The sequence below is a fragment of the Paenibacillus sp. Soil724D2 genome (assembly GCF_001427935.1).
In the GTDB taxonomy this organism is placed as follows: Bacteria; Bacillota; Bacilli; order Paenibacillales; family NBRC-103111; genus Paenibacillus_E.
This window is the reverse complement of the sequence record NZ_LMRY01000058.1, coordinates 17,520-39,327: the sequence shown is the minus strand read 5'-3', so window position 1 is coordinate 39,327 and position 21,808 is coordinate 17,520. Positions and strand designations below refer to the sequence as shown.

The following is a 21,808-nucleotide window of genomic DNA, read 5'->3' as shown; positions in this document are numbered from 1 at the left end:
TCCCTTTAATCTGAATTAAAGCCCTCTAGGAAAGGATCTGACGGTTCTTTGGAGTTATTACCATAAGCCGAGACGCTTCCTACAGGTGCTTTCTTTTGGTTTGTTTCGTTCTGCTTACTAACTTTCAAACTGTTTCGAAGCTGTTTAGTGAAATGTTCCATATACGCATATTTCAGCGGCTGCCCATTGTTAGCGGCTTCAATTACCTCTTGAGGCAATGTGTCTGTTTTAGGATCGAACCGGCGTTCATTGACGCTCTCGAAATACTGAAAGAAGTCGTCATACGACTTTTGCTGTTTTGCTTCTTCTTCCTTTGCTTGCTTTTCTTGCTGTCGTTCTTCCCGATCTCGTCTGCTCTCAATCAGTTCCTGAATTACCTCAGGAGGGAGATCCTTGTCTTGATACTTTTTCATCAGGTCTTGCTCTGCTAATGCTTGCTTATACTCAGCTTCATTGGTGATCGGCTTATCATTCCAGGTATAACCCTGTTCAGCGATATAAGTATCTCGTGCTTCTTGCTTCGCACGTTCAACTGCACGCTCGTAATTAAGCCCCTTCTGTGCCAGCAGGATAGCTTCTTCTTCGGGTACTTCCCTTTCCCCTCGATCCACTTTAAGCTTCAACATACGCTGCTGTGGCGTGTCTTCCTTCGTTTCTTCTACAGGCGTTGTAGGCTCACTGGTAGGCTCCTCTACAGACGCTTGCTCTGATTCAAAGTCGGAAGGTTCATGCGTAATCTCATCAGATGCATCATCAACGGGTAGGTCGAATCCATCATCAAGAATCATATCGTCATCCATAGTTAACTCCTTTACCACGGGTAGGCGGTAGACAGTTTAATGACTTGACGGTCAGAATGTAATGCTATTTAAAATTTTTCCATTTCACTTTACATTTACAGTTGTAGTACTTTTCCTTGCAATTTAAGCATGTTGTGTTCATCTAATAATCTCCCAATCTTCGGCTAAAATGTCACCTGTAGATGGAACCCACATTGCATGATCGCCTTGTGCTGTGCGAATCTGTAGGTATGGTTGAACTTTAAACAAGTCACCTTCATTTAATCCCCATGCAGATGCTGTTTGCTTGTTGCATGGAATCCCATCAGGGTAGCCCTTTTGATAAACTGTAAACATTCCTTTGCCATTCCAACCTAAACGAAATGCCTTTTCACCTTGCTTCATCAAATCAAGTGCTTGACCAAATTTCATATTTACCCTCCATTTTTTGAACTCGATCTAATCAGTTCCTTTTGAATATCCACTTGATGCTTCATAACTTGCTGTTGCATCTGCTGTTCTGCTTGCTGCTGTGCCATACCTGACTGCTGCGCTTGTTGGTCAGCGGCTTGCTGTTGTTGCATCTGCATCTGTTGCTCTTGCATTTGCTGTTGCTGTGCCATACGGTCCTGAATCTCTTTGATGAGTTCATCCTTCTTAACGATCATGTTATCCGGAACACGTTCCAAATACTGAATGATATCTAAGTGACCATTGGCAAGAAGGTTATCAAGCGTTTGACCTGCAGCAATCTCTGACCAGTACGACGACTCTCCAACCTCTGCTTTAACGTCAAGCCATGTATGTTTAAGTGAGGCAAAGTCGAAATCCACTACGTTGCCATCATCGAGTAGTACCGGACGTGAACCGTAATAAGTCCCCATCATGTCGAAGATGATCTTTCCAATGTCCTCAATCCACTCATACAGATTGGACTTAGGATTCTCTAGCGGTACTGCTGTTGCTTTCTGCACCGCAATAATGGCTGATGTATTCTTAGGATCAATCTGTCCTAGTGCAGCATCACTCGCGCCTAACATTTCCTTTGTATACTGCATGGCCTGTTCAATCGTGGACATGATCTGACTGCTCATGTTGCCAGGTTCCAGGTAGCCAGCAATGTTCTTCAAGTTGACATCATAACCAACACCAGTGACAGGTATAGCTGAACCAATAGCGTTATCCCATAGCTGGATAGCATCTTGGTTGTAAACCGCTTTAGGGAATGCAGTCATCATAAGATGATACATGACCATGGCAAACATACGGTTGATAAAGATTTGATTCGGCAGGATGCCGGTAGCGATTGCTCTACCGTGGTAGGAATTCTTAGTACGCTCCCAGTTCATCCAAGCCACTGGATAGCCACTCATGCCCGTATCAATGTCTTGGTATATATAAGCCTTTTCTGTGCTCTTGGAGGCCGTTATAGTGGTATACTCTTCCTCTGTCTCAATGCCCATCGCATCCTTGACCTTACGAGTCTTTTTAACCTTGCGGTATACAATGATGTACTCGGCTTTACCCGACTCATCCGACTCCACCTCGATTAGTCCATCTTTACCAGACTGCCATTGATAGGAAGCATCTTCTTTAATGCCATCTGGATCTTGCTTGTATCGCTTGGCTTCTTCTTGCAAGTTCTTAACCATGTCACGGCCACTAACAATGATATAAGGCTGATGTTCTGTGCTGACGTTGTTGGCGTTACCGAAGAACACATTCGTACCATCGACCAACTCCATGCATATCTCACCCTTGATATCAGGTTTCAGGCTGCCGTATGGCTTCTTACTCATATCAAAGTAAAAATGCGCTGCTGCATCCCCTGTGATAGCGGCATCAAACAACGCATCCTTAATGCGAAACTCCATCTTAAACTTCTCAAACAGCAGGTCAGTTTGCTTCTTAGCAATGACTGCTCCAATCGCTTCCTGCTCTCTAGCTGGATCCGGATTATCCTTGGAGAACATCGGCACACTATAATTGATTGTTGACTTCGTTGTGGTTAAGGAAGCAACAAAGAACGTTATAACTCGCTTGATGATGTTAAACACTGGTTTAGGCATATCACTATCAGGCAAGTTTCTCCACTGATTTCCACTAAAAAAATCGAGGTTGGCATTAACTGTCTCGTAATAGTTTGGTTCTAGTCGGTTGTTGTAGTTGATGCCACTTTCGTATAAGGACCAATCCTTTGTTTTATCTGCCACCTACTCGCTCACCTTCTTCCCTTTTAACGCTGTATGCACATCATAGGTCATCAACTGCTCGAAGCCCTGTCGCATTCTCTCAGCCTTCTTCTGTCCTTCTTCATCCGGATGTGCGACTGTAGGACGTTTGGACTTCTTGCCCATCTGATAAGCACAGTAGAACACGCCAAAAAAGGATGCTGAGAGCAGCACCCCTGATAAGAACTCCATATGTTAACCCCATTTCGTAAACGCTGATACGTTCGTTCTACCTGTCATTGCCTTAATCGCCTTCTGTTGCTTCTCATGCGGTGTGGGATTGTCAGGGTCGCTCACATGCTTCTTATGCTCCTTGAACTGCATAGCCTCGTCATTCATGGCATATCTCACCATATCGATAGCATGATTGTTCTTATCCGGATAGCCAGCTTTAAAGTTGCCATGTGCATCCTTCTCTAACTCATAGGTAAGGAACTCCCTAGCAGTCTCAGGACACCGTTGATCATCAATGATAATCTCGTTCAAGTCCTGCAAGAACTTAACACCATACTCGATGCTATCAGGACCCTTCTTCGCTGCTCTCATCCTTAAACCATATTGTCTAAGCTCATGTATTGACTTGGGTTCTGCACTATCTGCCGTAACCATTTCATTATTCTTGTTCTCTTCTGCTATATGTGCCCACGCAGATCTATTCGAAAGTCCGACCTTGTACAATTCATGGTAAATGTAGAGCCTTTTGTATTTGCGGTCATAATGCATAACGCCGTAACTAAAGGGATCGATTGCAAAACCGAAGTCAACTCCTCGTCTTATGTTGTGGAACTCTGCTATCTCTGCATCAGTTATAGGCATGATCTTCACATTGTCGAATACCTCGCCACCTGTACCAACTTCTAATCCCAAGTATTCATGCTCATATGACTGCAACTTGCTATCTCTCAGGTACTCAGCTTCTATAATGAACTGATCGCCCAGCCATTCAGCTGGTACCGTCTTATACGTACTATGATGGATTAAACGGTCATTCCTGGTAGCCTTAGCTTCTGCATTCACCCAATTGTTAGATGACCTTGGAGGATTGTATGAATAGAAGCATAAGAACCTCTTACCACCACGCATTAATGATTGGTTGATAGTTCGTATCTCTTCCATGCTGTCAAACTGGTCTAGCTCTTCAAACCATATATATTTAGGATAGCCCTTGATGAACTTAGTGGATTTCAGTTTAATTGGATCGTCAGCACCTTCAAACCGTATCTCTTGGCCTGTTGGCTTGTATGTGATAACCAGATTACTCTTTGGTATATCCCATAGGTGAGATACCTTTAACGCTTCAATGGCCCATGCAATCTGCTTCACAACCGACTTACTCAGCGTATCCTTAACCTTACGAATCACAATGGCATTAGCTGCTGCATCATTCATAATGCCTATGACAACCATAAGCGAGATAAACGATGATTTAGTTGAACCCCTTCCACCTTTGAGGAAGTGATGCGTATACTTCTCTTCAAACACATCATGCACAACGTCATAGAAGCTTGGAGCTACTACGCTGCTAAGTGGTACGTTTAGGTATGTCATTGATGATGTTCACCCCTACTACGCCACTCTGTTCAACCTTATCCGTAAACATGGCAATAGCCTTGCCACCTAACTCATATGCTTTAAGCCTATCCTTCGTTTGCTCATTGACACTCTGAGCGATTTCTTTTAGGTCCCTTAGTATTTCATCAGCTGTCCATTCAACGCGCTCTATACGCTTATTCTGGGCTTCTGCGATGGCTTCTGATATTTGAGGTTTCCTGAGGTTCTCATAACCCATCTCATATGCAGTCTTTTCACTGTAACCAGCTCTTACAGCGGCTGCACCGGCGTTAAAGTCAACCAGATATTCTTTTACAAACATTGCCTGTTTAACTGTTAATGACATAGTGCAGTCACCTCCTTTACATAATAAAAAAGATACCCGAAGGTATCAATTCAATCTCTTTATCTCATACAATCTTATCTCATGCCGGTCTAACATTCTCTGTTGCTCTCTGCTGAATGTCTCTCTCAGCTTCGGAAGCTTCGTATCCTTGTTGATGTAGATCATCCTCGTGTCTTCGTTGGTTGAAGGTTTGCGTGTCCAATCGCTTGGTTCAAACATATCATCACCCCTAGTGCCAGATATACCAACCTATAAGCAATCCAATCACTAAAGGAATTGCTAAGATACCACCAACCCTTAAAATAATACTCCCAACTAACGAATCAGGTACTCCCCACATTCTTTGTTCCCTCCTAGTTCATATTGCACACATCAGCTTACTGAGTTGTCTAATATATCCTAGGAGCTTAGTGTGTTTTCTTTCACAACGAGTAATCCGATTATGATCTCATTCATGACTTCGAACCCATATGTAAGGCCTTCAATTCCACTAACTTGACATTCACAGTATCGTTCAGCGTGTTGATCATGTTTATGTATCGTGTCTCTCTCTCATCGTTGGTTCTTATCACATATACCAGGAGAACCACGAAGAGTGCTGCAAAGATTCCATTCTTTATTACTTTATCCCACCATACTTTATCGATCGTCTTCACCTTCTCCGTAATAGCAATATAACCAGAGTTGATACCAATAAAACAAAAGAGGCGCAAGCATACAAAGGATGTCTAGGAACTCCCTCATATGGTTTGCACTTCCCTTGTTTCCTTATCCTCTCGCGAAGGATGTCCGATCACTGGCGAATGATCTACGTAATTACATTATATCATACTAAAACTGCCATATTTCCTTGTTTTTTGCTCATTTTTCCTTGTTTCCTTGTCGGAATCAACCGATTCATGAACACATTTCCACCATTCAAACATTGCACGATCCCGTTTAGAGCTGTGGTGTGAACGTGATAATAGTGAGATAAACTTATGTTCATCATACCATGCGCCTGTATCGGTTCTCTGCCTTCGAAGTATGCCAGCTTTATAAGTTGTTGTTGCTTCTCATTAAGTGTCGCTAAGGCGCTCTCGATCAGTCTAATGACGTACTCATGCTCTTCTGCATCCCATTGCATGAAGCGAGTGTTATCGTCTAACTCAACATTGAGTAATGCGAATCGTTCAGTCTGACTTACTGCTAATCCGCCACGACCTTTAATGTCGTCGTTGTAAGCTGGCGTACAGGAGGGGTACTGACGTTTCAACTGCTCACGTCTGATGCTCTCTTTGATGTTGGCTAGTCCTACTTGTAGTTTGTGGTAGCTGTATAAGAGCTTCTTAATATCGATAGACATGTGATCCCCTCCAAAACTTTTTTAAAATACATGTTGACATGCGATATCGCACATGGTATATTTATTTCAAGAGATGCGGTGACGCACTCAAAACAAAATAAGAGGAGTTGTTGACCATGAGATTCTTTCACAGTGTCACTACCACAGAAGAAGCAAAGAAAATGTACCGCAAGCTAGCTAAACAGTATCACCCGGATTGCGGTGGCGACAATGAAACAATGGCGCAAATCGTCAACGAGTATGAGGAAGTAATGAAAAAACTCGCTGCTGGTGATGATGAAATCAACGACGGGTACCGCGCTATAATCGATGCAATCATTAACTTCGATGACTTAGAAATTGAAATCATCGGTACTTGGGTGTGGGTAACAGGTAATACATACGAAGCAAAAGATAAATTAAAAGAACTCGGTTTCAAATGGGCTAATAATAAAAAGGCTTGGTACTGGCACGAAGCAGAATACAAAGCTTTCCACAAAAAGAAATTTAGTCTTGATGAGATCCGCGGAATGCATGATACGAAAAAAGTTAAGACTTCCGGAAAATCTCAGAGAGGAGCATTGGCCGGGGCGTAAGCCCCTTCCTTTGTGGAGGTATGAACCCATGAGAAATACAGTGTATGTTGATCAACTCGAATACAAGAACGTCTACGACATTGACCGTTTAAAGGAATATAACCAATATGCTGAAAGAGATATCGTAAAGCTACAAGAAGCAATTGAGAAAGTAAGGAAGTATCAACTTGAATTATACGAACATGTTCAGATTGTATTGCAAACTGATATCATCAAGGTTGTTACACTCGCTCGACGTACTGAGGGATACGGAAACAAAACAAAAATAATTTATTATGTTCAGTTAGAATATCGACCGGCACTCAAGTCATTCGACAGTTACCGAACGATTATCAAAACCGAACACGGAAAGAAGTTCGCCGGCGTTGAACGTCACGACGCCATAAGATATGCAGAACAACTCGCTAAGCCTAATCGCTGCAAAGTCGAAAAAATAGGAAGGTGGACAACATAATGCAACAAAAATTTAGAGTGGCCGACGATGTTTGGCAAGCGTTCTGCAATACCTTACCCGAAGATGTAACACCTAGTGATAAACTCCGGGAGATGGTGCAAGGCATCGTTTCCCCTCTCGATTCAATAATAGGAGTCGAAGAGGCCGCAGAACGTTGGAACCTCGCACCAGGATACATTAAGAATCTGTGCGCATCTGGTAAAGTTAAAGCCGTGAAGATCGGGAAAACATGGGTCATAGATAAAAATCAAGGGAAGCCGTGAGGCTCCCTTTTTTATTAGCCTTTAAACCAAGGTACACTACCTACTGCAATTCCAGATACTTTAAGTTCTAATGCTTTGATTCGTCTGAATGCTTCTTCAAGCGTTTGTCCATTCTCGCTTGCATCTCCACTAGCCACTGTAGCTGATAAGGTTTGTACTTCTGGGCTTGTTCCGGGAAATGTTACCTGATCCTCTGCAGGAATGCTGTCAGCTGGTCCGGTAACCAATTGATGACCTGTATCGCTGGTTTGATCAACGACCGGAAAGGGCGTTACCTGGGGCGCATCAAGGTTCGCAACTACCTGACCATCAGAGATTACTTTTCCGCGGAATGGAGTTGCATTTTCTAAAGCAATATCTAAAGCTGACTTCACTTTTGCCTTTTTGCTCTCTTCCACCAATGCGGATAACCGATCCGTAGGAGAGATGTTCGTAACGTTAACTGCTGCTCGTGCTCCGACTGCAATTTCATCCCGTAGCGTATCAATTTGCGCTTGCTTCTCAGAGAGTAGGAGTTCAATTCCTTCTTTCTCTCTTACTGCTGCATCACGGTATTTTAAAGCTTCATCACGTTCGAGCATAAGTTGGTTAACTTCTTTGTGATGATTCAACGCTTCTTGACTGTATTCATCGAGCTTCAACTGCAACTCATCATTTTGCCTTTTTAGTTGCAACTCACGATCCGCTGCTGCTCTAACCTCTTCACGATGAGCTGTAGCAATTTCGGTTAGTTCTTCGTTGTGCTCCGCATACGCTTGTCTCTGTAAATCCCGGATAAGCTCAATAATTATCTCGTTCGCGCGGTTGTCGTCAAAAATCTCATCGAAGTTATAGGGTAACGTGATTGACTCAACCTTTTCTTCCTGTACCTGGACCCGTACTTCTAACGCTAATTGGTTTGTTAACTCGGCTTGCAATGTTGTTAATCTCGAAATCTCTGGCAGATCACCGCGATTGTTATTATCAAGATTGGAAAGCTGTTCATTCACTTGATCCAGTTGCTCTTGTAACGTCATATTCTTACCTCCCGTTTATGTTTCCGTGACTCGTATGTAATACCTTAAATTATACCACAAACCCACTGTTTCCGCTTGTTTTCTTTATTATTCGCACTCTTTCATATATCAAATAATGATAGCTGGTAACTGTACGCGTATGTAGTCCTCTTGATGCATTGGTTGTAATAATTTTCATCAAGTTCAGATCCTATGAATTTTCTTTCAAGGTTCATAGCAGCTATCGCAGTCGACCCACCGCCTATGAATCCATCAAAAACAATGTCCCCCTTTTCGCTAGAATTTTTTATGAATGTTTCCAAGAGTCTCACAGGTTTTTCAGTTGGGTGTATCATACTTTCAGGGTTAACCTTCGGACATTCTATAACGTCTGGAATACGATTCTCCCGAAGCAATGAACGTCCCTTATGACCGTATAAGATCAACTCATGTTTTGGCGCGTATGACCCTTCTAAATCGCCTGTGCCGTGTACATTCTTAACCCATACAATGATATTTTTCAGTTTGAAATGTTTCTCGAATTCAATTTTAAAAAAATCTACATGATGCCAGCTGCAAAACATATAAATCGCCGTGTTATCCTTTAAAACCCGATAACATTCTGATAGGTAATTCTGTATAAGTCCATGTGAATCAACATCATTTTCTATGTGCTTAAACTTTTCTTTTCTTCGGTTGCTTCTGTAATTCATGAGATAAGGTGGATCAGTAACCACAATGTCAATTGATTTGTCTGGAAGGCGTTTTAGTGTTTCTAAGCAACTCTCATGATGTATCTCGTCTGTTTGCACCTAATCACCACCCATCAATTTCCGCTTTTTAGCTAGTTTATTCTTTGCGTACTCTGTGATCTTTTGTTCGACTTCACTAGCCGCTCTGTGCGCCCGTTCTAGCCTCAATTGCTCCTTGGACTTCCATCCATCTGGTTTATCCTCTTGCAGGCGTATAATCGTCCCTGTGTGGTCTCTCTGCACGAATACAACTTGTCTCTCCCATTTCACCGCTGAATCAGCTCCCATATCGTACCCACGACCATAAACACCAGCAGCATTAAAATAAAAGAGTTCATCAGCCCTCTGGGTACTCCTAGACCATCCTCTTCATCATTGAACATATTAGACCTCCTGGATATGGATTAACATATGGGGGGGCTTGCTAATGCCCCCGGGTATAATACGAAGCTCTACAACCTCGTTTATGCTATCGTCTGGAAGTATGCCGTTATCTACGAGTCCATCCATCAGAAACTTAAAACCCAATCCAGAATAATTATCAAGATCACGTCTTCGCTTATCAGGGAAGTATAACTCCAGTGTGATGGACACTCGCTTAACTGGTTTTATGCCGTACTGGATACATGCCCTCTCAATCATCGACGACCAATGTTCCTTTGTTTTTGCTCTCGTCATGTGGTGCATGTTATTCAAGGCATTAAGCGTTGGAGGCAGTTCATAGATCGTTAGAGTCTGCATGGTCATCCACTACTTTCTCTAGTTCCTGTATAACGTACTCATACGCTTTTGTAAGCCCGTGACGCTCATCTGGTACCCAACAATACATCTCGCTGTATTCGTCGTTCACAGCGTCCTTCTTGGTCGTTAGATCATCAATCAGCCTTAACAGGGAATCTCTCATCGTGCCCACTCCCAATGCAATCCTTTAACCGCACACGTTGTGATACTGATATACAGGAGAGCTACTTCTCTATTCATCTCTCGTCCGAATGCTTTACCGTTGTGTGTTAACCGTACTTTCATTTGGTTTCCTCCTCTATCTTTTTATCCTCAAAAAAGCTGTCTAACTTTTTATGCTTATCACAAGCTTTAACCTCAACGGGACCATCCTTTGACCAAACATGACCACTTACCGTTGCCTCTTTATCGCATTTACCGTAACTGCATTTACTCATAAGCTTTCAGCACCTCCACAATGTTTAAAACTCTTGGGTACGTAATCCTGTACTTGTCGCTGTAAAACTTCGCAAACTCTTCATTCGTCATTTTCGGAAATATCGAGCGAACATCCATGATAGACCGAACTAAACCATCAACCATTTGCAACTTACCGCCCTGTTGATCCAAAGCCGTTCGCCCCCCTTTCTGTATCCGTATCTATCTCCGCTTCCACTGGTGTACACATGAGATAAGGCTGAATGATCATCTGAGCGATTCTTTGCCCCTTTTTAACCACGTAAACCTCCATCTTGGAGTTATATAGCTTCACACCAATTTCGCCTCTAAAATCACTATCAATTACTCCTGCACCCGTTTCAATTCCATTTTTGAAGGATAGGCCAGAACGCGCTTCAACTTTCCCGAAATACCCTTTAGGGATTTCACACATAATCCCTGTTCTGATTGATGCTTGATCCCAAATTTCACAATCCTCTAAAGCATATAAATCCAATCCTGCAGCTTCTTCCGTTCCTCTTGTTGGAATCTGTGCGTCCGGGTGTAACTTTTTAAACTTGATCTGCATTCTCAACACTCCTCAAATAAATTTTTACATCCTGCCACTTCACGCCGTATTTGCGCTCATACATTAAGCAATATTCCATCTCTGACATCTCGCTGTAGACTCCTCTTAACTCCAGGATGCTTTGACGCAATACACTTGGATTGGGAACGAAACTGTCATGACGCTTCTTTCTGGTTACAAAATTCATACGCTCACCCCTTCGCTCTACTTGGTCTTGTCTTGCTTCTCCACACATTTTTCTTATGTAACTCTATGTAATCCTTCGGATCTGTCTTACGGCGATACTGTAGCATCCTTGCTGCGTCATACCTTGTCGATAGTTCAACATCTGGGTTCCAAGCGATTGCAAAAAGGTCCTCCATCGTTAAGCCCACAACCTAATATCCGTATTAAATCCATATGCTTCAAAACAACGTGAAGCCATCAAACGAAACTCAACAATACCTTCTTGTAACTCATGATCGTTAAGATCCGGAAACAAGTTCAATAGCTCCATTACCGTCAAACTTTGTTCACCCTGGTTAGCAATCCATTCGGTTTTCATTGCGCTGTACACATGCCAACGATTCATCAGGTCACCTCTGAGATCCTTTGATATTTTTTATTGAAGTTGATATATATCGGCTTGCTGTTGTCGTTGCGGCGTACTTTAAATTTAACGATCCTGTAATTGGCATATTTTTTCTGCTTCTCGTTCATTTTGGCGTTATCATCTTCTTCTAAGATTGGTTCGAAGAATAACACACCATCACAAGCGTTCTTCATCTTCTTAGCACCTTCTATCTGGCCATCATCATTAAGCTGCGCTAATGCAATGATTGGAACATCCAACTCTACAGCTAATGTTTTAATGTCCTCGGACAGTCTGTACATCTTTTGCCATTCGCTTAAACCGCTTGCATTGCCCTCTATTTCCATTCGTCCTATGTAGTCAATCAAGATGTAATCAGGCTTTTTGCCAGCGTTCATAAGCTGTTTGTAACCTCTACGAATGGTGCTGATTGTCATAACGGGTATCCTGGATAACACAAGATTCTTTTTACCGATCAAATCATACTGGATCGAAATCTTGTCTAGTGCGTCGACCATATCCGTAGAGAATTGAGAAGTCATTACCTCGGTTGCTGGGATGCTTGACCTCATGGATACAATCCTCATAGACAGTTCCTCGTCCCTCATTTCGGCGTTAGCGTAGTATCCGGTGTAATCCTGCGTTATGGATAAATCGTTCGTTATATTCAATGCTAGGGCTGTCTTACCATGGCCTGATTGAGCACATGCGAGAATCAAGTCTCCACCTAATAAACGGTAGAAGGTGTCATTCAATTCAGGGAACGCTTTCAACTGGATACCCTTTGCAATCTCTGGATTAGTTGCCCTGTCAAAGATCCCTTGAAAGTGTTCGCTTGCGTATTCATCAGGCATGATTGTTAGTTTCGAACCTGTATCCATGAAATCAATACTTACACCATTGCGAAGCAGCGTTGTTAAATCTTCTAGCTTGCAGTCAGTCGTTAGCAGCTTGTTAAGCTCTCGGATATGTGCATTACCTAACTTTTTAACATGTGCTACTTTTAATTTGTTGATGAAGTATTGCAGGTCATCTTTTTCAAACTTCATATACTGACAGTCATTTATGTAATCGCTGCTGAATCGCTTGGCTAAGAGCATGGTGTTAAAGGTTACTGCACCTTTCATGTCGTACATCTTTCTAACCGTCTCTTGTGCATCTTTCGATTGGAACAAGTAGAAAGGCACTTGATCCGTTACTTCTTCCATAAGCCCATTCATCATTGCTTTGATAACCGTCATTTCAGCTACTCTATCCATGGTACTCAGGTACCTCCTTTTCTTTTTTTGCTGTTGGAGGAATACTTGTCCGACTTTCGGATATAATAGTTCTAGGAGTGAATGACCAATCATCACTCCAACGCTCTTGGTTAAGAAAAACTTGGGCTGCACATGTTTTGTATCCCCAATGCTCTTGATGGTTAACGTAACCAATAACACCGTTCAACATTTGCTCCATGTCGATCTGTTTGTTTTTCCAAAGTGTGTTCCATTTTGCTAATGACATTTTTTTATTGCTTCCTTTGGTCGGGTAGGCACTCCAAAATGTTTCAAAAGCAATTGCGGAATCATCCTTAACGACAATATGTTTTAAATCTTTTTCTAGTTCTAATTCTAGTTCTATATCTGTTGCGTGATTTTCGTGTGACATAACGTGACTGTCACGTGACGTTTTGGGTGGTTCTAGCTGTTTTAACTTATCTCTTCTCCGTTGCTGTCTTAGCTTGTTTTGTTCCTTAACCCTTCCCATTCCCTCTACATTCTGGTGCTTCTCCCAATTAGAAATATAGATAAATCCTTGTTGATCCATTTCGATCATGCGAAACTGCTGGAACACTCTCAGAGCTAGTTCAACGATCATATGTGGTCTGTTGAGAAGTACCGTCAAGTTTTGAATGGTGTACGGTATATCTTCATTAAGTCTCAAATAACCGTTGTCGTTCTTATCTCCTGCTTCTGTAAGTATGTTGATCCAAGTTAAAACAAGTGCGTCACCTTCGGGCATGGATTGAATGAGCCGGATCTTCTCGTCTTTGAATATGTTCGTCAAAATCTTTATCCACGTTATTTCTGCCACGTCATCACCTACTTAACTCGCTCTAAATTTCCGTTACCATCCATCTTGAATCGAGGTTTCTCCATCTCACCAGCTTCACCCAAAAATGCGAGTTTACGCGCTCGATCCATAATCTGAGTTAAAGCGTTGAAATCGTCTTCTTTCTGTTCCAATTCAGTTATGCGTTTTTTAAGCTGCTGATTTTCTAAAAGAGCTCCCTCATATGTTTTACGCATCAATTCGAGTGCACTCAGGAAGTCGCTGTATTCATTTGTTTGTTTCGGTTTCTCGTTAATTAGGTGGTAATACCTCGCTTGTACTGATGCTCTAGTCCTATCGGGGAACCATTTGCTATTGGAAAGAGTACCGAAAACAATATTATCTTCTTCATGCACCGCTTTTAGTTCTGTGTATAATTTAAGCAATTGATTGTCATCTTCTGGTGTCCAACGTTTTCTAGTGATAATCATTTTTACACCGCCCATTTTTTCATATATTCCTGAATTGCCTTGTCCATAAACTCCTGCATTGAAATACCCTTAGCTACACAAAATAATTTCAGCTTCGTGTGATCTTGTTGCTCGAGCCGGTACGGGATTGACTTAACTTTTTCATTACTCATTTTTGCAACCTCCTATTTCCTTGTTGATATCATTGTATCATTACTTGTCATGACTTGGCAATACTAATCATACTTTATATAATCTGTCCTTTTAGGTTATACTCTGTATGGAGGTGTTATGACATGTCTGAACGTGTACCTTATGCGACTAAAGTAGATAGCGAATATAAAGCGGCCCTTATAAAATTGTCTGAAATTACACGCATACCGCAATCAAAGCTAGTTGATGAAGCCCTAGAGGATCTATTTAAGAAGTATGCTGATCAGTTGGAGAAGGGGAGTAAGTAACTCTCCCCCTTAGTAATACTTTGGTTTTCTACCGCCATTGCGCGGCAATACAGGATGTTCAGCACTTGCTTTCTTGTAAGCGGCTGTTGCTTCTTCTTCGCTTGAAAATGCTTCGTAGTAGACCGATATGCCGCCTCTGGTTAGTTGCACTCTGTACGGTTTATTCTTGTTTTTCGGATCGTAAGAATATCCTTTCGGTTCTTTCATCGTTCTTCTTCCTTCCCTTGTATTTGTTGGAGGACATGATAAGCGGTTGTGTAAATAGTTGTGAATTCGCCTGCCAATCGCCATTCCTCGTCTTTAATTTCCTCCAGTGCCTCTATAAGCTGCTTATTTTGCTGCTTGAGTGTTTTAACCCGATCAACCTTCTCATCCCAAGCAAACTTTGTGATCGTCATATATCTATCAGAGTCTGTTATATACGCTGATTCCTTGTTTTGATCGTTCATAGATATCCACTCCTCATTGCTCAATATTTTCGGATGACGTTATCACCGTTGTATAATCATCCACTTCGATTTCGACTTGATCCTCGATGCTGTAGTATTCAACTACGGTTCCAGTTTTGCCGGCTAAGATTCCGTTCAAGATGGTTGCAGGGGCGTTAAGTGTTACATTTGGCATAGAAACCTCCTTGGTATTTCAATATTCAGCGAATGTTCATCTTTTTGAAAATGGACTTCCAAGGATTGGTATTGGGATGCTTCTCTTTTTCGTCCATTTTCTCTACTTGCTTTTTAAATTTCTCAGATTGTTTTTCTGCTTCTTCTTGCATCCATCTACGTTGGTTATCTGACATTTCGTACCTCATGTATTTCCGTATTCATTATGTTTCTTCTTCAATGATCACACCGTCATTTGTATTAAATGCCGTTTCTTTGCCGTTATCGTATCTAACTCCGACATGAACCGTTTTGTAGATGTAGAGACATTCCCCGAAAAATTCCAGTCCTGTTGGAGTTGTTATTTTAATTCGTTTGCCAATTAAATGTTCCATGCCATTCATTTGTTTTCTAATTTCAGCCAATTGTTCCATCATCTCAGTTGCATGCTTTACTGTTTCAGCATCTTTTTCTCTGTATGCTTTAGGTAGTAATTCTTTTATTAATTCTTCAGGTGTGTTCATCCCTATGCACGCTCCTATTCATTATGTTTCTACATGCATTCCGTAAATTTTAAGTTCGCACTCATCGCAAAACATTGGATTAATCGGGTATCCATAACATCCGCACATATGACCGCTACAACAAAATTCATGTTCAAAATCGTCGGGAACTTCAAATCTTTCATGACAATCGCCATTATCACACCGCATGGTTTTCATTGCTTGGACACCACTTCCCCAAAAGCTAGTGAGAGCCTAAGCCCCCACCGCGTCATCCAGTTCTGCTTTGATCTTTTTCAGTTCTGCCACGTCTACAACGTCTTTCTTGAAGAACTTCACAGGACGTTCTAACACCGCTGTACAGAGTTCATTTAAATCAGGGAATCCCATTCCACGTTTTTTCATCAAGCCCATTACGTCACGTTGTAGGGCTTCTGATAGCTTCTGTTGGCCGACTTCTTGCGCTTCTTGCTTTGATTGTTCATTCTTCTCTTTCCAGTCAGTCTGTTTAGGTTGTTCGGACGTTGTAACAGGCTTATCAGGAGCGTTATTGCTTGGCTTTGCATCTGGATCATCTTCATCTGTTGGAAGTCCAAGACATTTAAGAATAAAGTACCGTTCCGAATAGGTAAGTGCAGATCCATAAGCTTTCGAAATATCATCTTGCTGTCCGTAATAAGCCCATGAAATTGTTTCTCTTTCTGCCGGTTCATCCCCATTTATCCATGTGTAGGACATTTCACCTTTGACCACGAAATCGAGAGCATCTTTACCCTTTGCTGTTTTGTAAGCATGTAGACTGTGTTCACCTACAGTAGTGGAAGGAAAGAGTAATAGATTAAGCTCGTTCATTTTGTTCTTTATCTTCCCTAACACTTGATTACCAGTGACATATTTGTAACCATAACTTGCTCCATCTTTGCTGAATCCTTCGGCAACCTTTCTGACTTCAACTATCTTCTGGTATAGGTTCATGCTCTACACCTCCACTTTGATATCTAGAACATCCGGTTGATACTCAATATTGATTCCCTCAACTAACTGCCCATTACCGTCATACACCTTGCCATCTTTAGGATGGAACAGCTTTTTAATTTCCGTTTTAACAGGTTCTTTCTTGGTTCTAATCAATTCTGTAAAGTCGTTCTGCTCCAGGTAGGCAACTAGCACTTCCTCGTCATACAACCACTTGTCAGGCTGCTTGCGATATGACACACGGCCATATGGAGTCTTCAACTTGAAATCTGGATCTTCTTCACGCTTCTGCGCTGCGTACTCGCTTATCAATGCTTTGAAGGAGTTTTCTGCCTCCGTAAGTGTTGATGTTTCTTTCTCAAGGAATAGTTTCAAACGTGCAATTTCATCATCAATCATGGACTGGAGTTCACGTTTCTTACCTTCGATAGCAGTTAGCTTTCTAAGCGTCCAGTTAAGGGAAGCAAGGTCTTTTACTTGGAACCGCGTGTTCTCGACTAATTCAATTTCCTCAGTCATGTAATGGGGATTCATCGCCATTTATAGTAGCCTCCAATAAAATTATTTTTGCTAACGCTGCTTCAAGGTCACATTCGAGACATGCGATCATTTCCAACTCAGTCATGTTTTCCATCTGTAAAACCTCCGGAATGTGGTGTATAATAACCACTGAATAGTATTTCCTTACCGAACGATTGCGGTTGCCGCCGCTTTCGTTCTCTTTGCGTTCAGAAGTAGGATGCGGTTCTGACGCTTATTGTGGGGCCTTTGACGGGCTAGCCATCTGTAGTCCTCAGGAGTTGGCAACTTTATTCCCATGTTCCGTCTCCCTCCGTTTGCTCTCCATCTCGATCATCATCTTTTCCGACTCGTTACCACCAAATGAAGTAATCTCGCGGTGACGATCAAAAAGATCATCGTCCGTCCATCCTTTAAAGTAATCCTTCAACCATTGCGGGCTTATAAAGCTCATACGCTTACCTCCTTCAATAACTGGGAAATAAATTCAGGTTCGATACACCAATCACATGTAACCCTTTCGCCTTTTTCAAGTTGATCAGCCATGTAGTTAATCCAGTACGCTTGGTTACGAAGGTCATCAACTAGCTTTTCAGAGGCTGTCACAGTAGGTTCACCTCATCCTCTTCATCAATCTCCAGATCCGCGATGACTTCATTTTTGCAACAAGCACATGCATTGCCGATACCGTTGATGCGGTGTGTTGCGACTTCTTCACAGCCAGCTATTTCACAGTTCATAGCGTTTGCTCCTTTGGTAAATTTTTAGGATGGATAGTACGCGTTTACTTGGGGTACGATATCAACCTAGCTTCTCTTTCTCTGCCTTCGCTTGTTGCACGTTGTTGTAGATTTCAGTTAAGCGTGCGTGGTTTGCTTGGAGAATCTTTGTGATGTTCATGGTGATCATTCATCTGCGCTCCTTTCTAACTCATCTAAAATTTCGTGTAATTTTTTACGTAGTTCAATCCAGTTGTGATATCCTTCATCCTGTAAAATTTCGATACATACCTCGAAAAATGCAGCGTCTTTATGAACTTTCTTTCTATTCGTCAATAACGGAATGTTTTTCATGTTTGCTCCTTTGATAAATTTTTAGGATAGTTGTTTAGTTTCATCGTGCTATTTGTCGCACATCAGGGATAAAAAAAATCTCTCTTGCATCTTTCTTGAAGTATGTGGAAATCTTGAGTAGAAGTTCAGCAGATGGTACACCACCGTTCATGACTCTGTAGATAGATCCACGAGATACTCTCAATTCCTTAGACATGTTAGTTATATTGATCTTGTTGGATTCGATAAGAAATTGAAGGTTGTTTTTCATGTGTTCACTTCCTTTCGTTTGTATTATCTGTAGCACACTTATAATGTACTACACGTAGAACGGTATGTCAACACTGTAGTTCAATTTTATTTTTATTTTCTTTGTAGTACAATATGTTTTATATGTTGAACATTAATGAAAGGGGATCTGATGTGTAATGTATGAACTTGGAGATCTTCTGAAAAAATTAAGAGGTAAATTAAGTCTTAGAGAAGCGGCAAAACGAAGTGGTTTAAGTTACTCATATATCAGTTCACTGGAGAATGGGAAGCACCCAAGAACAGGTGCACCAATAAATCCCACACCTGATATACTGAGGAATTTAGCGAATGCCTATAACTATGGATATGAAGAGTTGATGAGAGTTGCAGGATATTTAACGAATGATGAAAAAAAAGAAAACCCCGATCCAAATGAACCGGAGTTTCTAAAACGTTTAGACATGGGTGATGAAAACTTACTTAATCAATATACCTTGATGCTAGATGGGGAAGAATTAACGCCTGAACAAACCAAGATTGCGATAGCTTTTTTACGCACTGCTCTTTCTTCGAAGAAGAAATAAGTTTTCGTAGTTTTTTTAAATCGGCATCTGTTAATGATTCTAGTTTGTCTAATTCAATCGTGGTCAATTTGACCATCTCCCCCAGGATGAATTTCCCTTTCTGCTTCTTGATTTCTTACGAGCGCGAATTTATGTCCCTTGGGCGAATCTATTTAAACGGGTGTCCTTAGTCCTTATTCAACATGTGACAATTTGGCTTCACCCGAAAGCAGCATCTTTTCAAGATTTTTATTTAGAGTAACAAGCACATATGTGATGTCTGGATCAACACGAAATTCGATCCCTTCAACGGATAAAGAATAATTTAATTCTCTCATTAAAGTGCCGACAACAATTTTAAAATCAGGTCGAATAAATTCAAAAAATTCATTTTCCTCATTTCTTGATTGTAAAAATGAGATATATTTTTTCTCCATGGCAAGACGTTCGACTTTATATTGAATAAAAATGGCTTGATTTACAATTCTGGCTTCCGCATGAATTGGTCCTCGACCAGTTACACCTCTGTAAATCCTGCCCAATTGTTTGCCAAGTTCTTTTTCGATACTCGTGAAGTTAGTCTTGTTGTCATTCATTGGATCTCCTTTTATGCTTGTTTTTATTTTGTTGTTGTCCCTCATTTTACAGAACGTTCGTTCGTATTACAAGGCCAAAAAACGGCCAAATTGAGTAAGCGTCACACATCACCGCTTTACCATAGACAAGTTAAAATGTAATCTTTTCCAGAGGTATATAGTACAACGGTATCGTATATTTATCCACTGGAAATAAATAGGTCACACTTCCACTAATTCTAACGTTAGAATGTTAGGAAAGTATTAGGTTTCAGGAGGAACAACATGAGAGCAGTTGTATACCCACGAGTATCCACACAGGAACAAGTGGCAGGGTACTCACTAGATAAACAAGAAGAAGAGTGTATCAAGTACATCAAGAACGCAGGACACGAGCTTGTGGATGTTTACAGGGATGAAGGATATTCAGCAAAGGATATGAACCGTCCAGGTCTACAACGAATGTTAGCGGATATACCGAAGCGAACCTTTGATATGATCGTGGTCTGGCACACGGATAGACTCACGCGCGATGTTATTGATGGTTTAACAATGGTTAAAAATACGTTTAACCAAAACGGGATCAAGTTTGCTTCTGTGACGGAAGATATTGATACAACGACTTACGATGGCATGATGATGCTTACCATGCGCCTTATGATGGGGCAACGCGAACGCGAGAGGATTGGCGAGCGTGTATCTATGGGACAAGCTAAGAAAGCCACCACGGGGCGTAGGGTGAGTTTAGCATCTATATACGGATATGATGCTATCCAAGGGAAATTAGTCGTTAATGAAAATGAAGCGGAGATTGTTAAACGGATCTTTAATAATTACGCTTTGAAAAATCATGGCCTAGAACGAATTGCAACAGAGCTAAATAGTGAGGGGATTCCTTCTAAGAAGTCCAATTGGTACGCACAAACTGTCAAAGGTATTCTGCGCAATATTACCTATATCGGGTTCAACGAATGGAAACCGAAGTTTGGTGATCCGATTATTACCAAGGGTGAACATGAAGCAATCGTGGATGAGGAAGTATTCGAACTCGCACAGTCGCAGCAGAAACGCCGCCGCGGATTAGAAATGTCACGTACTAGTTACCCCTACCCCTTCTCATCTATCGTCAAGTGTGGGCATTGTGGAGGCCGGTACACGGCGAACAATCGCACCAAGTATGGAAAGACTTACGTCCAGTATCTTTGTGCTAACCGCAGACCAGGGATCTGTAAAGCGGAGGAAATATCAGGACTCAAGCTGGAAAAATTGTTCTTTGATTATTTTACTACTATTCGCATAGAAGCGGATCCTTACACAACTAAAGAGGAAGTAAAACAGTTTCAAAAAGAAAAGACGCGGATTGAAAGAGAGATAGCCAAACTGGAAGGGCGTAAGAATAACCTACTAGATGCGCTAGGAGATAAAATTATTTCAAGGGAAGATTATAAGAAGAAGGTCGAAGAAATCAATGAGAGCCTATCTAGGCTAAACAGGGAGCTGCATCACATCGAACCGCAGGAGATCGCGGCGACTCGATCACCGGATGAAATTATAAGTTTCGTTCGCAATCTTCAAAAGGATTGGGATCTCATGCAGCCCGAAGATAAAAAGTTCATGATCCAGATGCTATTTAAACGAATTGTCATCAAGAAGAGTGATAAGTGGGAAATTCTTGAGATGGTCCCTGTTTGATTTGTCCATGTTTTTATATAGGTCAGCGTACCGTCCTTCAGACGGTACGTGAAGCGAAAGCATGCGGCGTGTGGATAATACGCCAGCATGTCCGGATGCTCCGCGAAGTCGAACTCCGCGGAGACATAAGCCCCGCCAGCGGCATCCGCGCCGCTGGCAATGACCTTCCACGGCCGCTCGCGCAGCTCGCCGTGGGCGTGATCCGGCTCCCGATTCGCGGGGAGCCGGTACTCGCGGCCTTCGAAGGAGAAGGCCGCAAGCTTGACGCGCCCCGGCGGGAACAGAATGGGCACGCCGTAGCGCGAAGACTTGACGCGAAGCTCAGCCAAGCTGTCTGGTTTCGCGATGTAGGCATGGTTCCGCACATCGAAGCGGAACAGATGCAATCCGACGGCCGGGATAACTTCGGCCTCAGCCTGTGCATGATGGTCGACTAGGCGCAGGGTCGACTCCCCGTCCCACTCGCTGCTGATAATCTCGTACTGACTCATATTGAATCCT

41 protein-coding genes and 1 pseudogene are annotated in these 21,808 nt (G+C 42.0%); 6 read left to right on the top strand and 36 right to left on the bottom strand.

Annotated features, from left to right (window positions below):
• Positions 1-5: 5 nt before the first annotated feature.
• From ASG85_RS32615 to ASG85_RS32580, 8 genes are all read right to left on the bottom strand, one after another.
• Positions 6-800, bottom strand: a complete 795-nt coding sequence (locus ASG85_RS32615) for a hypothetical protein (RefSeq protein ID WP_060649005.1) — start codon at positions 798-800, stop codon at positions 6-8.
• Positions 801-938: 138 nt separating this feature from the next.
• Positions 939-1,211, bottom strand: a complete 273-nt coding sequence (locus ASG85_RS32610) for a DUF2829 domain-containing protein (RefSeq protein ID WP_060649004.1) — start codon at positions 1,209-1,211, stop codon at positions 939-941.
• 2 nt (positions 1,212-1,213) lie between these two features.
• Positions 1,214-2,992 carry a hypothetical protein gene (locus ASG85_RS32605; RefSeq protein ID WP_060649003.1) on the bottom strand — a complete coding sequence of 593 codons (1,779 nt, stop codon included), beginning with the start codon at positions 2,990-2,992 and terminating at the stop codon, positions 1,214-1,216.
• The gene (locus ASG85_RS32600) at positions 2,993-3,202 is read right to left on the bottom strand and encodes a hypothetical protein (RefSeq protein ID WP_060649002.1); all 210 of its coding nucleotides are present in this window, start codon (positions 3,200-3,202) and stop codon (positions 2,993-2,995) included.
• A gap of 3 nt (positions 3,203-3,205) precedes the next feature.
• Entirely contained in the window at positions 3,206-4,558 is a 1,353-nt protein-coding gene (locus ASG85_RS32595; RefSeq protein WP_063860456.1) for a PBSX family phage terminase large subunit, read from the bottom strand.
• A complete protein-coding gene (locus tag ASG85_RS32590; RefSeq protein ID WP_060649001.1) occupies positions 4,533-4,907 on the bottom strand; it encodes a terminase small subunit in 375 nt (124 codons plus the stop codon). Before ASG85_RS32590 ends, ASG85_RS32595 begins: the two co-directional genes overlap by 26 nt.
• Positions 4,908-5,359: 452 nt before the next feature.
• Positions 5,360-5,563: a BhlA/UviB family holin-like peptide gene (locus ASG85_RS40035; protein ID WP_162257299.1), complete on the bottom strand. Its 204-nt coding sequence runs from the start codon at positions 5,561-5,563 to the stop codon at positions 5,360-5,362.
• Between the two features lie 170 nt (positions 5,564-5,733).
• Complete coding sequence (locus ASG85_RS32580) at positions 5,734-6,252, bottom strand: hypothetical protein (protein ID WP_060648999.1); 519 nt, start codon at positions 6,250-6,252, stop codon at positions 5,734-5,736.
• A 116-nt stretch (positions 6,253-6,368) separates the two neighbouring features.
• On the opposite strand from ASG85_RS32580, the gene ASG85_RS32575 reads away from it, so the two are divergent.
• Genes ASG85_RS32575 through ASG85_RS32565 form a run of 3 tightly spaced genes read left to right on the top strand, consistent with a single transcriptional unit; the run spans position 6,369 to position 7,544 of the window.
• Positions 6,369-6,827, top strand: coding sequence for a molecular chaperone DnaJ (locus ASG85_RS32575; RefSeq protein ID WP_060648998.1), 459 nt, complete (start codon positions 6,369-6,371; stop codon positions 6,825-6,827).
• A gap of 28 nt (positions 6,828-6,855) precedes the next feature.
• Positions 6,856-7,281, top strand: coding sequence for a hypothetical protein (locus ASG85_RS32570; protein ID WP_060648997.1), 426 nt, complete (start codon positions 6,856-6,858; stop codon positions 7,279-7,281).
• Positions 7,281-7,544, top strand: a complete 264-nt coding sequence (locus ASG85_RS32565; RefSeq protein WP_060648996.1) for a helix-turn-helix domain-containing protein — start codon at positions 7,281-7,283, stop codon at positions 7,542-7,544. Before ASG85_RS32570 ends, ASG85_RS32565 begins: the two co-directional genes overlap by 1 nt.
• Positions 7,545-7,558: 14 nt before the next feature.
• Here ASG85_RS32565 and ASG85_RS32560 read toward each other — a convergent pair whose 3' ends face one another.
• The 15 genes from ASG85_RS32560 to ASG85_RS38410 all read right to left on the bottom strand — a co-directional run bounded on the left by ASG85_RS32560 (position 7,559) and on the right by ASG85_RS38410 (position 14,286).
• Complete coding sequence (locus tag ASG85_RS32560; protein WP_060648995.1) at positions 7,559-8,560, bottom strand: hypothetical protein; 1,002 nt, start codon at positions 8,558-8,560, stop codon at positions 7,559-7,561.
• Between the two features lie 101 nt (positions 8,561-8,661).
• Entirely contained in the window at positions 8,662-9,351 is a 690-nt protein-coding gene (locus ASG85_RS32555) for a DNA-methyltransferase (RefSeq protein ID WP_060648994.1), read from the bottom strand.
• Positions 9,352-9,561, bottom strand: coding sequence for a hypothetical protein (locus ASG85_RS32550; protein WP_060648993.1), 210 nt, complete (start codon positions 9,559-9,561; stop codon positions 9,352-9,354). It abuts the gene before it with no gap.
• A gap of 114 nt (positions 9,562-9,675) precedes the next feature.
• Entirely contained in the window at positions 9,676-10,038 is a 363-nt protein-coding gene (locus ASG85_RS32545) for a RusA family crossover junction endodeoxyribonuclease (protein WP_156396973.1), read from the bottom strand.
• Positions 10,010-10,195, bottom strand: a complete 186-nt coding sequence (locus tag ASG85_RS32540) for a hypothetical protein (RefSeq protein WP_060648991.1) — start codon at positions 10,193-10,195, stop codon at positions 10,010-10,012. Before ASG85_RS32540 ends, ASG85_RS32545 begins: the two co-directional genes overlap by 29 nt.
• Complete coding sequence (locus ASG85_RS39660) at positions 10,192-10,317, bottom strand: hypothetical protein (RefSeq protein WP_268796145.1); 126 nt, start codon at positions 10,315-10,317, stop codon at positions 10,192-10,194. The genes ASG85_RS32540 and ASG85_RS39660 overlap by 4 nt, the downstream gene beginning before the upstream one ends.
• Positions 10,314-10,469: a hypothetical protein gene (locus ASG85_RS38800; protein WP_164484197.1), complete on the bottom strand. Its 156-nt coding sequence runs from the start codon at positions 10,467-10,469 to the stop codon at positions 10,314-10,316. The genes ASG85_RS39660 and ASG85_RS38800 overlap by 4 nt, the downstream gene beginning before the upstream one ends.
• Positions 10,462-10,641 carry a hypothetical protein gene (locus ASG85_RS32535; RefSeq protein ID WP_060648990.1) on the bottom strand — a complete coding sequence of 60 codons (180 nt, stop codon included), beginning with the start codon at positions 10,639-10,641 and terminating at the stop codon, positions 10,462-10,464. Before ASG85_RS32535 ends, ASG85_RS38800 begins: the two co-directional genes overlap by 8 nt.
• Entirely contained in the window at positions 10,622-11,038 is a 417-nt protein-coding gene (dut, locus tag ASG85_RS32530) for a dUTP diphosphatase (protein ID WP_060648989.1), read from the bottom strand. Before dut ends, ASG85_RS32535 begins: the two co-directional genes overlap by 20 nt.
• Positions 11,022-11,225, bottom strand: coding sequence for a hypothetical protein (locus tag ASG85_RS32525; protein WP_060648988.1), 204 nt, complete (start codon positions 11,223-11,225; stop codon positions 11,022-11,024). Before ASG85_RS32525 ends, dut begins: the two co-directional genes overlap by 17 nt.
• A 177-nt stretch (positions 11,226-11,402) precedes the next feature.
• Entirely contained in the window at positions 11,403-11,609 is a 207-nt protein-coding gene (locus ASG85_RS32520; RefSeq protein WP_060648987.1) for a hypothetical protein, read from the bottom strand.
• On the bottom strand, positions 11,609-12,868 hold the full coding sequence (locus ASG85_RS32515) for a DnaB-like helicase C-terminal domain-containing protein (protein ID WP_060648986.1): 1,260 nt from the start codon (positions 12,866-12,868) through the stop codon (positions 11,609-11,611). Before ASG85_RS32515 ends, ASG85_RS32520 begins: the two co-directional genes overlap by 1 nt.
• Complete coding sequence (locus tag ASG85_RS32510; protein WP_060648985.1) at positions 12,861-13,685, bottom strand: phage replisome organizer N-terminal domain-containing protein; 825 nt, start codon at positions 13,683-13,685, stop codon at positions 12,861-12,863. The genes ASG85_RS32515 and ASG85_RS32510 overlap by 8 nt, the downstream gene beginning before the upstream one ends.
• 8 nt (positions 13,686-13,693) lie before the next feature.
• The gene (locus ASG85_RS40030) at positions 13,694-14,149 is read right to left on the bottom strand and encodes a hypothetical protein (RefSeq protein ID WP_060648984.1); all 456 of its coding nucleotides are present in this window, start codon (positions 14,147-14,149) and stop codon (positions 13,694-13,696) included.
• Positions 14,137-14,286: a hypothetical protein gene (locus ASG85_RS38410; RefSeq protein WP_156396971.1), complete on the bottom strand. Its 150-nt coding sequence runs from the start codon at positions 14,284-14,286 to the stop codon at positions 14,137-14,139. Before ASG85_RS38410 ends, ASG85_RS40030 begins: the two co-directional genes overlap by 13 nt.
• Positions 14,287-14,409: 123 nt before the next feature.
• On the opposite strand from ASG85_RS38410, the gene ASG85_RS37415 reads away from it, so the two are divergent.
• Positions 14,410-14,574, top strand: coding sequence for a ribbon-helix-helix domain-containing protein (locus ASG85_RS37415; protein ID WP_082588325.1), 165 nt, complete (start codon positions 14,410-14,412; stop codon positions 14,572-14,574).
• Positions 14,575-14,583: 9 nt separating this feature from the next.
• Here ASG85_RS37415 and ASG85_RS32500 read toward each other — a convergent pair whose 3' ends face one another.
• The 11 genes from ASG85_RS32500 to ASG85_RS32470 form a co-directional block, all read right to left on the bottom strand.
• Entirely contained in the window at positions 14,584-14,781 is a 198-nt protein-coding gene (locus ASG85_RS32500) for a hypothetical protein (protein ID WP_060648983.1), read from the bottom strand.
• A complete protein-coding gene (locus tag ASG85_RS32495; protein WP_060648982.1) occupies positions 14,778-15,023 on the bottom strand; it encodes a hypothetical protein in 246 nt (81 codons plus the stop codon). The genes ASG85_RS32500 and ASG85_RS32495 overlap by 4 nt, the downstream gene beginning before the upstream one ends.
• A 13-nt stretch (positions 15,024-15,036) precedes the next feature.
• Entirely contained in the window at positions 15,037-15,198 is a 162-nt protein-coding gene (locus tag ASG85_RS38405; protein ID WP_156396969.1) for a hypothetical protein, read from the bottom strand.
• A gap of 25 nt (positions 15,199-15,223) precedes the next feature.
• On the bottom strand, positions 15,224-15,373 hold the full coding sequence (locus ASG85_RS38400) for a hypothetical protein (protein ID WP_156396968.1): 150 nt from the start codon (positions 15,371-15,373) through the stop codon (positions 15,224-15,226).
• Positions 15,374-15,400: 27 nt separating this feature from the next.
• Positions 15,401-15,700, bottom strand: coding sequence for a hypothetical protein (locus ASG85_RS32490; RefSeq protein ID WP_060648981.1), 300 nt, complete (start codon positions 15,698-15,700; stop codon positions 15,401-15,403).
• Between the two features lie 234 nt (positions 15,701-15,934).
• Positions 15,935-16,654 carry an ERF family protein gene (locus ASG85_RS32485; RefSeq protein ID WP_060648980.1) on the bottom strand — a complete coding sequence of 240 codons (720 nt, stop codon included), beginning with the start codon at positions 16,652-16,654 and terminating at the stop codon, positions 15,935-15,937.
• 3 nt (positions 16,655-16,657) lie between these two features.
• On the bottom strand, positions 16,658-17,194 hold the full coding sequence (locus ASG85_RS32480; RefSeq protein ID WP_082588324.1) for a host-nuclease inhibitor Gam family protein: 537 nt from the start codon (positions 17,192-17,194) through the stop codon (positions 16,658-16,660).
• Positions 17,195-17,447: 253 nt separating this feature from the next.
• Positions 17,448-17,627, bottom strand: a complete 180-nt coding sequence (locus ASG85_RS32475) for a hypothetical protein (RefSeq protein ID WP_060648978.1) — start codon at positions 17,625-17,627, stop codon at positions 17,448-17,450.
• Between the two features lie 148 nt (positions 17,628-17,775).
• Entirely contained in the window at positions 17,776-17,913 is a 138-nt protein-coding gene (locus ASG85_RS38390; protein WP_156396964.1) for a hypothetical protein, read from the bottom strand.
• A gap of 165 nt (positions 17,914-18,078) precedes the next feature.
• Positions 18,079-18,246, bottom strand: coding sequence for a hypothetical protein (locus ASG85_RS38385; protein WP_156396962.1), 168 nt, complete (start codon positions 18,244-18,246; stop codon positions 18,079-18,081).
• Positions 18,247-18,286: 40 nt separating this feature from the next.
• Positions 18,287-18,496 carry a helix-turn-helix domain-containing protein gene (locus ASG85_RS32470; RefSeq protein ID WP_060648977.1) on the bottom strand — a complete coding sequence of 70 codons (210 nt, stop codon included), beginning with the start codon at positions 18,494-18,496 and terminating at the stop codon, positions 18,287-18,289.
• A 157-nt stretch (positions 18,497-18,653) separates the two neighbouring features.
• Between ASG85_RS32470 and ASG85_RS32465 the strand changes: the two genes are divergently transcribed.
• Positions 18,654-19,061, top strand: a complete 408-nt coding sequence (locus tag ASG85_RS32465) for a helix-turn-helix domain-containing protein (protein ID WP_060648976.1) — start codon at positions 18,654-18,656, stop codon at positions 19,059-19,061.
• Between the two features lie 173 nt (positions 19,062-19,234).
• Here the strand turns inward: ASG85_RS32465 and ASG85_RS32460 are convergent, their stop codons facing one another.
• Positions 19,235-19,636: a hypothetical protein gene (locus tag ASG85_RS32460; protein WP_060648975.1), complete on the bottom strand. Its 402-nt coding sequence runs from the start codon at positions 19,634-19,636 to the stop codon at positions 19,235-19,237.
• 264 nt (positions 19,637-19,900) lie between these two features.
• Between ASG85_RS32460 and ASG85_RS32455 the strand changes: the two are divergent.
• Positions 19,901-20,884 (top strand): annotated as a pseudogene (locus tag ASG85_RS32455) (recombinase family protein); the annotation flags it as partial.
• A 302-nt stretch (positions 20,885-21,186) separates the two neighbouring features.
• Here ASG85_RS32455 and ASG85_RS39495 read toward each other — a convergent pair.
• On the bottom strand, positions 21,187-21,798 hold the full coding sequence (locus tag ASG85_RS39495; RefSeq protein ID WP_082588323.1) for a hypothetical protein: 612 nt from the start codon (positions 21,796-21,798) through the stop codon (positions 21,187-21,189).
• Positions 21,799-21,808: the final 10 nt, after the last annotated feature.